Source organism: Microbacterium sp. Z10_103, assembly GCF_058310455.1.
The window spans coordinates 728,356-743,225 of sequence record NZ_JBZEGK010000001.1 but is presented as its reverse complement, the minus strand read 5'-3'; the positions used below and the strand labels follow the sequence as shown (position 1 = coordinate 743,225).

At 70.9% G+C, this 14,870-nt stretch carries 13 protein-coding genes; 9 read left to right on the top strand and 4 right to left on the bottom strand.

Annotated features, from left to right (window positions below):
- The first annotated feature begins 44 nt into the window (after positions 1-44).
- Positions 45-1,964 (top strand): anthranilate synthase family protein, encoded by a 1,920-nt coding sequence (locus AC4FS2_RS03360; protein ID WP_491153521.1) that lies wholly within the window; start codon positions 45-47, stop codon positions 1,962-1,964.
- 6 nt (positions 1,965-1,970) lie between these two features.
- Here the strand turns inward: AC4FS2_RS03360 and AC4FS2_RS03355 are convergent, their stop codons facing one another.
- The gene (locus AC4FS2_RS03355) at positions 1,971-3,290 is read right to left on the bottom strand and encodes a M50 family metallopeptidase (RefSeq protein ID WP_491153523.1); all 1,320 of its coding nucleotides are present in this window, start codon (positions 3,288-3,290) and stop codon (positions 1,971-1,973) included.
- Positions 3,291-3,362: 72 nt separating this feature from the next.
- Between AC4FS2_RS03355 and AC4FS2_RS03350 the strand changes: the two genes are divergently transcribed.
- The 3 genes from AC4FS2_RS03350 (at position 3,363) to AC4FS2_RS03340 (ending at position 6,499) form a co-directional block, all read left to right on the top strand.
- A complete protein-coding gene (locus AC4FS2_RS03350; protein WP_491153525.1) occupies positions 3,363-3,968 on the top strand; it encodes a hypothetical protein in 606 nt (201 codons plus the stop codon).
- A 99-nt stretch (positions 3,969-4,067) separates the two neighbouring features.
- Positions 4,068-4,763, top strand: a complete 696-nt coding sequence (locus tag AC4FS2_RS03345; RefSeq protein WP_491176367.1) for a DUF1775 domain-containing protein — start codon at positions 4,068-4,070, stop codon at positions 4,761-4,763.
- 74 nt (positions 4,764-4,837) lie between these two features.
- Positions 4,838-6,499, top strand: a complete 1,662-nt coding sequence (locus AC4FS2_RS03340; protein ID WP_491153527.1) for a Mur ligase family protein — start codon at positions 4,838-4,840, stop codon at positions 6,497-6,499.
- Between the two features lie 108 nt (positions 6,500-6,607).
- Here the strand turns inward: AC4FS2_RS03340 and dxr are convergent, their stop codons facing one another.
- On the bottom strand, positions 6,608-7,693 hold the full coding sequence (gene dxr, locus AC4FS2_RS03335) for a 1-deoxy-D-xylulose-5-phosphate reductoisomerase (RefSeq protein ID WP_491153529.1): 1,086 nt from the start codon (positions 7,691-7,693) through the stop codon (positions 6,608-6,610).
- 29 nt (positions 7,694-7,722) lie between these two features.
- Positions 7,723-8,676 carry an FKBP-type peptidyl-prolyl cis-trans isomerase gene (locus AC4FS2_RS03330; protein WP_491153531.1) on the bottom strand — a complete coding sequence of 318 codons (954 nt, stop codon included), beginning with the start codon at positions 8,674-8,676 and terminating at the stop codon, positions 7,723-7,725.
- A 113-nt stretch (positions 8,677-8,789) separates the two neighbouring features.
- Between AC4FS2_RS03330 and AC4FS2_RS03325 the strand changes: the two genes are divergently transcribed.
- The 4 genes from AC4FS2_RS03325 (at position 8,790) to dhaM (ending at position 12,033) form a co-directional block, all read left to right on the top strand.
- Complete coding sequence (locus tag AC4FS2_RS03325; RefSeq protein WP_491153533.1) at positions 8,790-9,551, top strand: lysophospholipid acyltransferase family protein; 762 nt, start codon at positions 8,790-8,792, stop codon at positions 9,549-9,551.
- 85 nt (positions 9,552-9,636) lie between these two features.
- Positions 9,637-10,629, top strand: a complete 993-nt coding sequence (dhaK, locus tag AC4FS2_RS03320; protein WP_491153534.1) for a dihydroxyacetone kinase subunit DhaK — start codon at positions 9,637-9,639, stop codon at positions 10,627-10,629.
- 7 nt (positions 10,630-10,636) lie between these two features.
- Positions 10,637-11,275, top strand: a complete 639-nt coding sequence (dhaL, locus tag AC4FS2_RS03315; protein WP_491153536.1) for a dihydroxyacetone kinase subunit DhaL — start codon at positions 10,637-10,639, stop codon at positions 11,273-11,275.
- On the top strand, positions 11,272-12,033 hold the full coding sequence (dhaM, locus tag AC4FS2_RS03310) for a dihydroxyacetone kinase phosphoryl donor subunit DhaM (RefSeq protein ID WP_491153538.1): 762 nt from the start codon (positions 11,272-11,274) through the stop codon (positions 12,031-12,033). The genes dhaL and dhaM overlap by 4 nt, the downstream gene beginning before the upstream one ends.
- Positions 12,034-12,039: 6 nt before the next feature.
- Here dhaM and AC4FS2_RS03305 read toward each other — a convergent pair whose 3' ends face one another.
- Entirely contained in the window at positions 12,040-13,011 is a 972-nt protein-coding gene (locus tag AC4FS2_RS03305; RefSeq protein ID WP_491153540.1) for a sugar-binding transcriptional regulator, read from the bottom strand.
- 110 nt (positions 13,012-13,121) lie between these two features.
- Here AC4FS2_RS03305 and AC4FS2_RS03300 point away from each other — a divergent pair, with 110 nt between their 5' ends.
- Positions 13,122-14,846, top strand: coding sequence for a glycerol-3-phosphate dehydrogenase/oxidase (locus tag AC4FS2_RS03300; protein WP_491153542.1), 1,725 nt, complete (start codon positions 13,122-13,124; stop codon positions 14,844-14,846).
- Positions 14,847-14,870: the final 24 nt, after the last annotated feature.

Sequence of the window (14,870 nt, the reverse complement as noted above, 5' to 3'; positions counted from 1 at the left end):
CGGTCTTTTTCGTTGGACGGCCGCCCTCCGACGAAAGATCGACGATGACCCGACCCGACATTCCGCAGATCATCCGCGAGCTGGCGACCGGCACCGCGCCCTTCGCCCTGCTCGCTCGCGACGCCTCCACCGTCGAGCTGCTCACCGGCGACGTCATCGACGTCCCCCTCCTCGCCGACATCCCACTGGTGGATGCGGCGGGCCGGCGCCGCGAGGTGCTGGCCCTGGTGCCCTTCCGCCAGGTGCGCGAGCGCGGGTTCGTCAGCCACGACGACGGCGCTCCCCTGCGGTGCCTGGTGGTCGACCGCCACGACACGCTCGCCCGCGACGGGGTCGTCGCTGCGTTGCCCACCGCATCCGTCCGGCTGGGTGACGCGGGATTCGACATCGGCGATGAGGAGTACGCGGGGATCGTCCGCCGCGTGATCGCGGAGGAGATCGGTCGCGGCGAGGGCGCGAACTTCGTCATCCGGCGCGACTTCACCGCCACCGTGGACACCGATCCCCGGGTGGCGGCGCTGACCTGGTTCCGCGCGCTGCTGGAGCACGAACGCGGGGCGTACTGGACGTTCGCGATCGTCACCGACGGTCACATCGCCGTAGGTGCGAGTCCCGAGGCGCACGTGAGCGCCCGGGACGGGGTCGTCACCATGAACCCGATCTCGGGAACCTTCCGCCATCCCGCGGGGGGTGCCACGGCCGAGACCCTCACGACCTTCCTCGAGTCGACCAAGGAGACCGAAGAGCTCTTCATGGTCGTCGACGAGGAGCTGAAGATGATGTCGGCGGTGTGCTCGGATGGCGGCCGCATCACCGGGCCGCACCTCAAGGAGATGTCGCGCCTCACCCACACCGAGTACATGCTGCGCGGACGCAGCAAGCTCGACCCGCGCGACATCCTTCGCGAGACGATGTTCGCCCCGACGGTGACCGGGTCGCCGATGCAGAACGCCTGCACGGTCATCGCGCGGCACGAGACGACACCGCGCGGCTACTACTCCGGCGTCGCGGCGCTGTTCACCCCCGCTGACCCGGCGACGGACTCAGGGCCCGATTCGCAGCCCGCGGCGACACACGAACTCGACGCGCCCATCCTCATCCGCACGGCCTACCTCGTCGACGGCCGCCTGCGCGTCCCGGTGGGGGCGACCCTGGTGCGCCACTCCGACCCCTACGGCGAGGTCAGCGAGACCCATGGCAAGGCCGCCGGCGTGCTCGGGGCGATCGGAGCGATCCCCCGCGACGTTCCCGCGCCCGACCCGGATGCTCCGGCCGGCGGCCGCCCGGCGCTGGCCGATGACCCGGCGATCGCCGAGCTCCTCGCCTCGCGCAACGCCCGTCTCGCAGCGTTCTGGATGCAGCCGCAGGACACCGCACCCGCAGGCCCTTTCGCCGGGCGTGACGCGCTCGTGGTCGACGCGGAAGACCGGTTCACCACGATGCTCGCCCATCAGCTCCGCCACCTCGGCTTCGACGTCACGATCGCGCCGTGGTCGGACGTCACCGACGACCAGCTCGCCGCTGCCGGAGTGGTGGTGTCGGGCCCCGGCCCGGGTGACCCCCGCGACGCGGACAGCCCGCGGATGCAGCGCATGCGCGACGTCGTCGCGCGGCGGCGCGCGTCGGGGCAGCCGCTCCTGGCCGTGTGCCTGAGTCACCAGATCCTCGCGGACTCGATGGGGATCGACCTGGCGCCGCTGGACCGCCCCCACCAGGGTCTGCAGTTGAGCGTGGACGTGTTCGGGGAGCCCGCATCCATCGGTTTCTACAACACCTTCACCGCGCGCGTACCCGCCGGGACCACGCGCGCGGGCGAGGCCGAGCTCGCGGCCGATCCTTCGACCGGCGACGTCTACGCGCTGCGCGGCCCGGGCTTCGCCTCGGTCCAGGGGCACCTCGAGTCGATCCTCTCCCGCGACGGCATGCGGACGCTCGAGCGCCTCCTCTCCCACGCGCTCTCCTGACCGCGGTCAGAAGAGGGAGACGGGGTTGAACAGGTCGGCGAGGATGAGGATGCCGCCCATCCCGATCAGCAGCACGACCACCACGAACGTCACCGGCACGAGCTTGGTCGCATCCACGGGGCGCGGCGGGGGACGACGGAAGATCTTCGCCCACGCGCGCTTGAGGCCGTCCCACAGCGCAACGACGACGTGCCCGCCGTCCAGCGGCAGGAGCGGGATGAGGTTGAAGACGAACAGCGCGATGTTCAGCGATGCGAGAAGACCGATGAGGCTCGCGACGCGGTCGAGGACCGGCGCATCCGTCGCAGCGACCTCCCCCGCCAGCCGGCCGGCGCCCACGACGCTCAGCGGACCGTTCGGGTCGCGCTCCTGACCCGTGAAGAGATCGACGGCGGTGTCCCACACGCGCACGGGCAGCTGGGTCATGATCCCGGCGACGGCTCCGACGTTCTCGAACGCCGCCTGAGGACCTGCCCACAGCGGTTGCGGGACGCGCGTGACCTGGGGTCCCACGCCGACGAACCCGACCTCCCGCATGACCGCCTGTCCGTCCTCACCGACGACCTCGCGGGTTGTGGCGACCGGCGTGACGGTCAACGACCGTTCTTCGCCGTCGCGCTCGAGCACCACGCGGAGGGGCCGGCCGGGCGCCTCCTGGATGAGGGCGGATGCCTCGGCGAACGTGGCGACATCCGTTCCGTCGATCGACACGAGCACGTCGCCGGGCCGGATGCCCGCCTCCGCGGCCGGTGCCGACGGATCCGACGTCGCGCACTCGGTGCGGTCGGCGTCGGCGGGGATCACGCACTCGCTGACGGAGGCGATCGTGGTCGTCGCGGTGGACAGTCCGATACCGCTGAACAGGATGGCGAAGAGGATGATCGCCAGCACGAGGTTCATGAACGGCCCGCCGAGCATGATCACGACGCGCTTCCAGACCGGGAGACGGTAGAACACCCGGGAATCGTCGTCCCCGGCAAGGGTCTCGTCGTTCGCGGCGCGAGCATCCTGGACCATGGTCGCGAAGAACCCGCCGCCGGCGCGTCCCGACCGTTCCCCGCTCAGAGCAGCCTCGCGTTCGCGCGGCGAAGGCGGATACATCCCGGCCATCGAGATGTAGCCCCCCAACGGAATGGCCTTCACGCCGTATTCGGTCTCACCGAACCGTCGTGACCATAGCGTCGGGCCGAACCCGATCATGTACTGGCCGACCCGGACGCCGAAGCGCTTCGCCGGAACGAGGTGGCCGATCTCGTGCAACGCGATCGACACGGCGAGCCCGACGACGAGCAGCACGACACCCAGCACGAACAGGAGAACCGTCACGCCGATCACGGTACCCCCGCGCGCCTTTGAGTTGGCCGTGGGGCTGCGTGGGCGTTCCTCTAGCCTGGGACGGTGAACACGCGGTCGGCCCGGGCGCTACGCGGGGGCACCTTCGCGCTGCTCGCGACCCTGGCGGCTGCGGCATCCCACACCCTCGCCGGGGGCGGCGCGCCGAGCCCCCTGTTCTGCGCGGTCATCGCGGCGCTGGCTGCTCCCGGAGCAACGGCGCTGGCCGGGGCTCGGCCGGCACTGTGGCGCACCGCTCTCGCGGTCGGCGGAAGCCAGCTGCTCTTCCATGCCGCCTTCACGGTGACGGGCGATCCGGGCACGTGGGATGCAGCGGCAACGCACGTCCACGGCCGTGCGCCGGTGCTGGGGGAATCGGCGACCACGGTCGTTTCCGCAGGCGGCGGGGCGGTGATGACCGCCGCGCACCTCGCGGCGGCGATGGTCACGATCCTCGCGGTCGCCCGGGGCGAACACGTCCTGCGCGCCGTCGTGCACTGGCTCCCCCGCATCCTCCCGCGCCGCTCCACCACCCTTCCGGACATTCCCGTTCCGCGCCTCGTGCGCGGAAGCTTCGACGCCGCGTTCGTGGTGCGGCGGCGTTATCGCGCCGGCTCGGTATCGCGCCGCGGGCCGCCCCCGCATCCGCTCGCTTCCATCCTTCCCGCCTAGGCGCCTGGGCAGCTCGACGCCGCCCCGCAGGTGCGCGTTGTCGCGCGCGCCTGCCGATGAGCGCGCCCGGCGATCCACCCCCACTGTGAAGAGAGAGTCATGTCCACCACCCTTTTGCCTGCGCGCCGTCGCACCCGCGTTCTCGTGGGCGCGCTTGCCGGCGTCGCCCTCGCCGTCGGAGCGCCGCTGGCAGCCTCCGCCCACATCCACGTGACGCCGGAATCGTCGCCCGCGGAGAGCTCGACGACGCTGACGTTCTCGTTCAGCCACGGCTGCGAGGACTTCCCCACCACGGCGCTGGCCGTGGACATTCCCGAGGGTGTCACCAACGTCGTCCCGGTCGCCTCGGCCGGATGGTCCATCGAGCGCACACTGGCCGACAACGGCACCGTCACGCGCGTCGTGTACACGGCGGTCGAGCCGATCGAATCCGGCATCAAAGGCGAGGTGAGCCTCGATGCGCGGTTCTCGACCGACCTGGCCGACTCGGTCGTCGCATTCCCCGTGACTCAGGAGTGCACGACCGGTTCGACCGCCTGGACCGAGGAGACCGTCGAAGGCGAGGAAGAGCCGGGGGCGCCCGCCCCGACCGTCGCCGTCTGCGCGGTCGCCGAGGAGGATGGCCACGGACACGACGGCGCGGCCTCCGCTTCGGCCGATGTCCACCCGGATGCGGCGGACGCTGCGACCGCGGCTCCGCCCACGATGGCGCTGTGGCTGGGCGCGGGCGGCATCGCTCTGGGCGCGACCGCCCTCGTGGTCGCGGTCGTCGCGCTGAACCGGCGCCGCGCGTGAGTGATGTGCCGCGGCCGCACCGGTCGCGGCACATCCCCCGGTCGATCAGCGCCGGGTGAGAGGATGGTTCGGCCATGCCTTCCGACGCCGCATCCTCCCTCCCGCCCGTGCTCCGACCCGAGCGTCCGCCCCGCCGGAGCCTCAGCGAACTCGCGCGCCGCTTCGGCGTGCGCGTCGAGGGCGCCGACGACGGGGTGACGCTGTCCGGCATCACGCTCGCCACCGCCGACCTGCGCCCGGGCGAAGCCTTCGTGGCCCTCCGCGGGGTCAACCGGCACGGTGCGGACTTCGTCCCCCAGGCAGTGGCGGCGGGCGCTGTGGCGGTTATCACGGACGAGGACGGGGCGCGCATCGCCGCCGACGCGGGGGTGCCGATCATCGTGGTCGAGCACCCGCGAGCACTGCTGGGCGAGTTGTCGGCCTGGGTGTACGGCACCGGGCAGGACGACGATCTGCCGCTGATGCTGGGAACGACGGGCACGAACGGCAAGACGAGCGTGTCGCATCTGCTCGAGGGGATTCTCGGTCAGCTGGGCGTGGTCACGGGGCTGTCCTCCACCGCCGAGCGTCACATCGCCGGCGAGGTCATCGTTTCGCGCCTGACCACGCCCGAGGCATCCGAATTCCACGCGCTGCTGGCACTGATGCGCGAGCGCGGTGTCGAGGCGGTCGCGGTCGAGGTGAGCGCGCAGGCGCTGAGCCGCCACCGTGTGGACGGGCTGGTGTTCGATGTGGCGGCGTTCACGAACCTCTCCCACGACCACCTCGACGATTACGCCGACATGCGGGAGTACTTCGAGGCGAAGCTCCCCCTGTTCCAGCCCGACCGCGCACGCCGCGGCGTCGTCTCACTCGACTCCGCGCCCGGCGCCGAGGTCGTGGCGCGAGCAGCGATACCGGTCGTCACCGTCGCCACCCCGGTGATCGCCGACGACCCCGACGCGGCCTCGAGCGCGGACTGGATCGTCGAGATCCGCGAGGAGCGCCAGGACGGCACCGAGTTCACGCTCTCCGGCCCCGGCGACCGTCGCCTCACCACCGTCGTTCCCGTGATCGGCCGGCACATGGCCTCCAACGCCGGGCTTGCGATCGTCATGCTGCTGGAGGCGGGGTACGCGTGGGAGGCCCTCGTGGCCGCGCTCGACGGCGGGCGGATCGACGCCTACCTTCCCGGCCGCACGCAGCGGGTCTCGGGCGAGCGCGGGCCGGCGGTGTACGTCGACTTCGGCCACTCCCCCGACGCGTTCGAGAAGACCCTCGCTGCCGTGCGCCGGGTCACACCGGGGAGAGTCGTCATGCTCTTCGGCGCCGACGGCGACCGGGATGCCACGAAGCGCCACGACATGGGGCGGACGGCCGTCGAAGGCAGCGACATCCTCGTCATCACCGACCACCATCCGCGGTTCGAGGACCCGGATTCCATCCGCGCGACCCTCCGGGAGGGTGCCCGTCGCGCCCGCCCCGATGCCGAGATCCACGAGTTCTCGCCGCCCGAACGCGCGATCGTCGAGGCTGTGGCGCTGGTGGGCGAGGGCGATGCCATCCTCTGGGCAGGCCCGGGTCACCAGGACTACCGCGACATCCGCGGGCGGCGTACGCCGTACTCGGCTCGCGAGCTCGCCCGTCGCGCTCTGCGTTCGGCCGGCTGGCCCGTTCCCGAGCCCGCGTGGCCCGTGCCGTACCCCTCCGATTCGACGCCATCCTCCGACCCCGAGCGCCCCTACCCCGCGCCCTGACCAGCCCCGCCCGCGCCGTCCCGTCCCATCCCATCCCGCGAGAAACGACGATCCGGGCGAGACACGACGCCGCGCGTCGTTTTTCGTCCGGATCGTCGTTTCTCGGCGTCAGGAGGCGGCAGCGATCGCCCGGTCGGCGGCGGCCCGCGCCCACGACTCGGCGTCGGCGAGAGACTCGCGGGTGAGCTCCCCCGGCGCCTCGTGCGCCTCGACGACCTCCCGGACCGTGTCGAGGATGCCGAGGAACGGCAGCCGCCGCTCGTGGAACGCGTCAACGGCCTGTTCGTTCGCGGCGTTGAAGACCGCGGGGTAGGTGGCACCCAGCATCCCGACCTGCTTGGCGAGCGCCACGGCGGGGAACGCGTCCTCATCCAGCGGCTCGAAGGTCCACGACGACGCGACCGTCCAGTCCAGCGGCTGTCCCACGCCCGCCACCCGGTGCGGCCAGTCCAGTCCCAGCGAGATCGGCAAGCGCATGTCGGGGGGTGAGGCCTGCGCGATCGTCGAGCCATCGACGAATTCGACCATGGAGTGCACGATCGACTGCGGATGCACCACGACGTCGATCTGGTCGTACGGCACGTCGAAGAGCAGGTGCGCCTCGATCACCTCGAGGCCCTTGTTCACCAGCGTCGCCGAGTTGGTCGTGACCACCCGCCCCATGTCCCACGTGGGATGGGCGAGCGCCTCAGCCGGGGTGACGCCCGAGAGTTCCGCGCGCGTCCGTCCGCGGAAGGGTCCACCGGATGCCGTGAGCACGAGCCGACGCACCTCCCCGCGCTCCCCGGCCCGGAGTGCCTGCGCGATGGCGGAGTGCTCGGAGTCGACCGGGATGATCTGCCCCGGCGCGGCGAGCGCCGTGACGAGGTCGCCGCCGACGATGAGCGACTCCTTGTTGGCCAGCGCCAGCGTGCGGCCGGTCTCCAGCGCGGCGAGGGTCGGCCCCAGGCCGACCGAGCCCGTGATCGCGTTGAGCACCACGTCGGCATGGACGTCGCGGACCAGCTGTTCCGCTTCCGCCGCGCCGACGGCCGTGTGCTCGACTCCGAAGAGATCGGCTTGGGCACGCATCCCGTCGCGGTCGCGGCCGACGGCCAACCCGACGACCTGGAAGCGGTCGGGATGCGCCTGGACCACTTCGAGGGCCTGGGTTCCGATCGACCCGGTCGAGCCGAGGATGAGGACGCGCCGCATCCGGTCAGCCTACCGAGGCGGGCGGCGCGTCACTGGGCGGTGGCGGCGGCGGGATGCTGCGTCGCGAGGATGTCGACGACGAACACCAGGGTCTCGTTCTGCAGTTCGTGGCCCTCGGTGGCGCCGTAGGCTGCGGCGGGCGGGGCAACCACGAGCATCTGCGACCCGACGGTGTGACCCTCCAACGCCTGACGGAACGCTTCGATGACACCGGCCGTCGACGGGAAGGTCTCGGGCTCGCCGCGGGACCAGCTCGCATCGAACTCCTCGCTGTCCGACCACTTCACGCCGCGGTACTGCAGGATGACGCTGTCGCCGGGAAGCACCTCGATGCCGTCGCCGAGCTTGAGGGTCTCCACCCGCGCTTCCGTAGGTGCCTCAGTGTCGGGGATCGTGATCGTCGGCGCGCCGTCCTCGTCGAGCTCGACCGTGGGGAGCCCCTCGACCGGGGCCTGGTCCTCACCCGTCGCCTTCAAGGGCATGATGCCGGTGAGGTCGACGACGTAGGCCACCGGCGCGGAGGTGCCGTCGCTGGAGGGGAGAACGGTCGCCACGCGTGTGCCGACGGGGGCGCAGCCGAAGAACTTCCCGAGCACGCTGTCGGGCGAGATCTGCTGCGGCAGAAGCTCGCCCTCGGTGTAGCCGAGGGTGCCGAGCTGTCCGCCGGATTCGGGGTCGAAGGCCGTGAGGCCATAGGCGACGTAATCCCCTGCGGCGACGTCATCGCCGTCACCCTCGGACACGACGGTGCGCTCGAGCTCCGTGATCTCCAGCGGCAGGTCGAACGTCGCGGTTGCGGGGGTGCCCACTTCGCCCGATACGTCGATCGCGTCGGACGACGTACCGGAGGGCGCTGCCGCCGCGCACAGGTCACCGGGCGTGCCGGTCGGGCTTTCCTCAGGCGTGGATCCGCCCGAGCAGCCCGCGAGAACGACGGCCGCGGCAGCGACGAGGGACAGGGTGGCAAGCGGTCGGAAGCGCACGGGCGAACCTCTCGAGATTTGGGGGACCGTTCCATCCTGGCGTATCCCGCCTACGAGGCGCCTGGGAGCCGGGCATGCCGATCCAAGAATGCAATGCGGAGTAGCCTCGACGGGTGACATCCGAGCAGGCGGCCATCCCCGCCGAGAGCGCCGATCCCGAGCCGCTCGCAGGCACCGGAGCGGCCTACGCTTTCGGACGGATCGTGGTCGCTCCCCTGGCGCGCGCGGTGTACCGCCCGCACATCGAGGGTCGCGAGCTGGTGCCGCGGACGGGGCCGGTGATCTTCGCGAGCAACCATCTCTCGTTCATCGACTCGATCGCCATCCCCGTGGCCGCTCCTCGGCCGGTACGGTTCCTGGCGAAGTCGAGCTACTTCGACGGGTGGGCTTCGCGCCAATTCTTCTCGGCGCTAGGCGCGATCCCCGTCGAACGCGGCGCCGGTCAGGCTGCCCTCGACGCCCTCGACCAGCAGCGCCGCATCCTGGAGGACGGCGGTGCCGTCGCACTGTATCCGGAGGGCACCCGATCGCTCGACGGCCGCCTGTACAAGGGGCGGACCGGCGTCGCCTTCCTCGCTCTGCAGACGGGCGCCCCGGTCGTGCCGGTCGGACTCTCCGGCACGGACGTCGCGATGCCGGTGGGGGCGCGATTCCCGACTCTCCGGACGCGCATCACGGTGCGATTCGGAGCTCCCCTCGACCTGAGCGCGCATGGGCCGGCGGCGTCCGGTCGCGCCCGGCGAGCGGCGACCGACGAGATCATGGCAGCGATCCACGCCCTCTCGGGCCAGGAGCTGGCCGGGGTCTACAACGAAGTTCCCGCCGCCAGCCCGATCGAACGCATCCGGCAGGTGCTTCCGCACGAGCGGCGCTGAAGCCGCACCCGACCCGGCGCCCTTGACAGAGCAGGCGGTCGGGTGGAGATTCTCCCTGACCGCACCGTCGCGTCTGGGAGGGCCCATGAAGAAGTTCATCAACGCACCCGCCGATGTCCTCGTCCAATCCCTGCGCGGGCTGCAAGCCGCGCATCCAGAGCTGCGGGTGGACGCCGAGAACCGCGTCATCTACCGCGGCGACCCGCCCCGCGCCGGCAAAGTGGCCCTCGTCTCCGGAGGCGGGTCAGGGCACGAGCCGATGCATGGGGGGTTCGTCGGAACGGGGATGCTGGATGCCGCGGTCGCCGGCGAGGTCTTCACGTCGCCGACACCCGACCAGGTGCTGGAAGCCACCAAGAACGTCGATGCCGGCGCCGGCGTCCTGCTCATCGTGAAGAACTACACCGGCGACGTACTGAACTTCGAGATGGCCGCCGAGCTGGCCGCGGCCGAAGACATCCGCGTCGAGTCCGTGGTCGTCGCCGACGATGTCGCGGTGCAGAACTCCACCTGGACAGCAGGCCGCCGCGGCACCGGGACCACGGTCGTCCTGGAGAAGATCGTCGGCGCCGCCGCGGAGGAGGGGGCCGACCTCGACACCGTGGTCACCCTCGCCGAGAAGGTCAGCACGAACGGGCGGTCGATGGGTGTCGCCCTGACCAGCTGCACGGTCCCGGCCGCGGGGAAGCCCACCTTCGACCTCCCCGATGACCAGATGGAGGTGGGTGTGGGAATCCACGGCGAGCCCGGCCGCGAACGCGTGCCGCTGGCATCCGCCTCCGAGATCGCCCGGATGCTGGTCGATCCCATCCTGACCGACTTCGACGCCGCCGGCCCCGCGATCGTTCTGCTCTCCGGCCTCGGCGGCACGCCCCTGATCGAGCTGTACCTCATGTACGGCGAAGTCGCGGCGCTGCTGGCTGACGCAGGCGTCGAGGTGCAGCGCTCGCTCGTGGGCGACTACATCACGAGCCTCGACATGGCCGGGTGCTCGCTGACCGTCGTGAAAGCCGACGACGAGTTGGTCCGGTTGTGGGACGCGCCCGTGGTGACGCCCGGTCTTCGCTGGGGAGCGTGAGGCGCGGATGGCCGTCACCTCCGCAGACCTCACTTCCTGGATCACCCGCTTCGATACGCTCATCACCGAGCACGAGGCCGAACTGACCGCGCTGGACTCGGAGATCGGCGACGCCGATCACGGCTCGAACATGGCTCGCGGCCTTCACGCGGTCGTCGCCAGGCTCGACTCCGACCCGCCGACGACAGCCGCCGACCTGGGGAAGACCGTCGGTATGACGCTCGTGTCCACCGTGGGCGGGGCGAGCGGCCCGCTGTACGGCACGTTCTTCCTGCGCCTGGGCGCGGCAGCAGGTGCCGCCGACTCGCTCGACGCCGCAGCCCTGGGCGCTGCCCTCCGCGCCGGCATCGAGGGGGTCGTCGCGCGCGGCAAAGCCGAGCTCGGCGACAAGACCATGATCGATGCCCTCCTCCCTGCCGCGGACGCATGGGATGCGGCGGTCGCCACCGGTGCCGACGCCCTCGCGGCCGCAGACGCCGCTGTGGCGGCGGCGGAAAAGGGGCGTGACGACACCATCCCGCTCGTGGCACGGAAGGGTCGCGCGAGTTACCTCGGCGAGCGCAGCGCCGGACACATGGACCCCGGAGCGGCCTCCGCGACACTGCTCCTGGAGGCGCTCCGCGACGCGCTGGGACCGGCCGCGTGATCGGGATCGTCGTGGTCTCCCACAGCGCCCCCCTGGCAGCTGCGGCGGTCGATCTCGCGCTGCAGATGGGAGGGGGCGCTCCCCCGCGGATCGAGGTCGCCGCCGGCACTGCCGACGGCGGGTTCGGCACGGATGCGGTCGACATCGCCGCGGCGATCGACCGAGCCGCATCCGACGACGGAGTCCTGGTCGTCATGGACCTCGGCTCGGCGATCCTCAGCGCCGAAATGGCCCGGGATTTCGTGCAGAGCGACACACGCGTGATGCTGAGCCCGGCCCCCTTCGTCGAGGGGCTGGTCGCCGCGGTCGTATCGGCGGCCGCAGGGGCGTCGCTGGATGCGGTGGTCACCGAGATCGGCGGGGCCATGGCGGCCAAGCGCGCGCAACTGGGCGACGACGCGGATGCTGCGGTGAGCAAGACAGCGGTCGGGGATGATGCGCCGGCGACCACCACCGCGGGATCTGCGGGGGCCGCGGGCGGCGAGGCGTCCTTCGAGGCGGTCGTGCGCAATCCGTCGGGACTGCACGCCCGGCCTGCCGCGGCGTTCGTCCGCGCCGCCGGGCGCTTCGACGCGAAGGTGCAGGTCACCGACCTCGACACCGGCTCCGCCCCCGCTGCAGGCGACAGTCTCCTCGCCCTCATGTCCCTCGGCGTGCGGCCTGGGACCCGTATCCGCGTGACCGCATCCGGGCCGCAGGCTCAGGCGGCCACGGACGAATTGCGCGCGATGGTGGAGGACGGCTTCGGCGAACTGTGACCGTCGCTACCGCGCCGCTCCGCTCACCTCCAGCAGCTGCCTCGCGAGCGACTCCTCCACCACCAACTCGGTGATGATCTCCGCGGCGAGAGCTCCGCGCAGGCTGTCGAGCTTGGAAAGGCTCGACACGACGCAGAACCGCGTCGGGATGCGGCGGACGGCATCGAGGTCGGGGCCGCTCGACCTCTCATTGAGGTCGATGCCCTCCGACGTGCCGTCGACGCGGTAGAAAACCGTGGCGCAGTCCCCCACCACGCCGTTCCTCTCGATAGACCGGCGATCGGCCTCGTCGAAGTAATCGCCGGAGTACACGTGCGACGGGACGTCAGCGTGCGGTGAACCCAGACCGAACACGAACACGCTCGCCCGCTCCTGGATCTCCAGCACCGCTCGCACGGAGCGTTCGCGCCACATCGCGCTCTTGGTGAGCGGGTCATCGAACAGCGCCGGGACCGGGAATTGGTGCACCGACCCCGACCACGCGCTGCCGAACCTCGTGAGGATCTCCCCCGCGTACGGGATGCCGGACGTGCGCACGTTGGCTGCGCCGTTCATCTGCACGACGTGGGAGTCGTGCGTACGTTTGGCGGGAAGGTGCCGCGCGACAGCCGACAACGTCGAACCCCAGGCGATCCCCACCGTCATCGACGAGTCCACGCGCTCGGTGAGGATCCGCGCCGCCGACAGCGCGGTCCGCTCCAGGCGCTCGGCCTCGCTGATGCGATCCGGGGTGGGAACGACGTGCGCTGTGATGCCGAACCGCCGCGCGAGGCGGTTCTCCAGTTGGTCTCGCGCATCCTGGGGCGAGTGGATCGAGATGGTCACCAGGCCGCTCTCGCGCGCCGAGGAGAGCAGCCGCGAAACGGACGAGCGGGAGACGTGCATCTCCCGGGCAATGGCCTCCATCGTCAGGTCTTGCAGGTAGTACAACTGCGCCGCGCGCAGTGCATCCTGCACCCGTGAAGCTGCTCGGGCCATGAGTTCTCCTGTCGTCCGTAAGCCCACTCTGCACGTTTGTGCAGATAGCTTGCAACTCCGTTCACAGCCGCGACAGAGTGGGTGGACGCACCCCATGAAAGGTCGGATCCGTGACTCCGTCGACGCCGATTCTCCCCTCCCGCCGTGACGTCCAAGCGCTCCGCGAGCGCCGGGAGGTCGACATCCTGATCGTGGGTGGAGGAATCAACGGCATCGCCACGTTCCGCGACCTCGCCCTGCAGGGCGTGGACGTCGCGCTCGTCGAGCGCGGGGACTTCGTGTCGGGCGCGTCCTCGGCGTCGAGCCACATGGTCCACGGAGGCATCCGGTACCTCGAGAACGGCGAATTCCGGCTCGTCAAAGAGGCTGTCACCGAGCGGAACGCGCTGTTGCGCACCGCTCCGCACTACGTGCGGCCGCTGGAGACCACGATCCCGATCTTCAAGACGCTGTCCGGCATCCTCTCCGCGCCAATTCGTCTTCTCGTGACGCACGGTCGCGGCAAGCCGCGCGAGCGCGGGGCGCTTCTGATCAAGACCGGCCTGATGATCTACGACACCTTCTCGCGCGGCGGGGGGAGCGTACCGCGCCACCGCTTCCTCGGGCGGAAGAAGTCGCTCGCGGAGTTCCCCGACATGAACCCCGACGTCAAGTACACCGCGACCTACTACGACGCATCGATGTGGGACCCGGAGCGCCTTGCGCTGGACGTGCTGCACGACGGTCTCGAAGCAGGCGGCCCCCGCGCATCCGCGGTCAACTACGTCGGAGCCGTCGGGATGTCGGACGGCGCCGTGCAGCTCCGCGACGAGGTCTCCGGCGAGGAGTTCTCCCTCCGCGCCAAGGTGGTCGTGAACGCCAGCGGACCGTGGACCGACCTCACCAACGACACCATGGGCATGCCCACCCGCTTCATGGGTGGCACCAAGGGCTCGCACATCGTGCTCGACCACCCCGAGCTGCTCGCCGCGACCAAGGGTCGCGAGATCTTCTTCGAGCACTCCGACGGACGCATCGTGCTGATCTACCCGCTGAAGGGTCGCGTTCTCGTCGGAACCACCGACATCGACGCCGATCCGGCCCAGCCCGTCGTCACCACCGACGAGGAGATCGACTACTTCTTCGACCTCGTCAGTCAGGTGTTCCCCGACATCGTCGTCGACCGGTCGCAGATCGTCTACACCTTCTCCGGCATCCGCCCCCTCCCCCGTCACGACGACACCGCCCCCGGGTTCGTCTCGCGCGACTATCGCATCGTGGACGACACGAACCAGGGGACGCCCCTCCTGAGCCTCGTCGGAGGGAAGTGGACGACGTTCCGTGCCCTCGCCGAGCACCTCAGCACGCGCGCCATGGAGACTCTCGGCCGCCCGCATCGCGTGAGCACCGTCGGGCTCGCCATCGGTGGCGGCAAGGGGTACCCGCGCACCGACGCCGACCGCCGCCGCTGGGTCCACGATCACGCCGCCGGTCACTCGGAAGAGATCGCCGGCCGGATGCTGACCCGCTACGGCACCCGGGCGACCGAAGTGCTGGCCGCCATCCCCGTCGACGCGACTCCTCTCGAGCATGTCCCGGGGTACTACCGCGAAGAACTCGCCCACCTCGCCGCCACCGAGCGTGTGGTCCACCTCATCGACCTCCTGCTCCGGCGGACCTCGCTCGCCTTCGTCGGCGGCATGACCCCCCAGACCCTCCGCGAAGTCACCGATGCCGTCGCCGACGTGCTCGGGTGGGATGCGGAGAGGTGCGATCACGAGGTCGCGCGCACGGTGGAGATACTGCGCACCGCGCACCGCGTCGAGTTCGAGGAGGTCGACACCGCGCAGATGTGAGCTATGCGCCGGCCCCCCTGACGA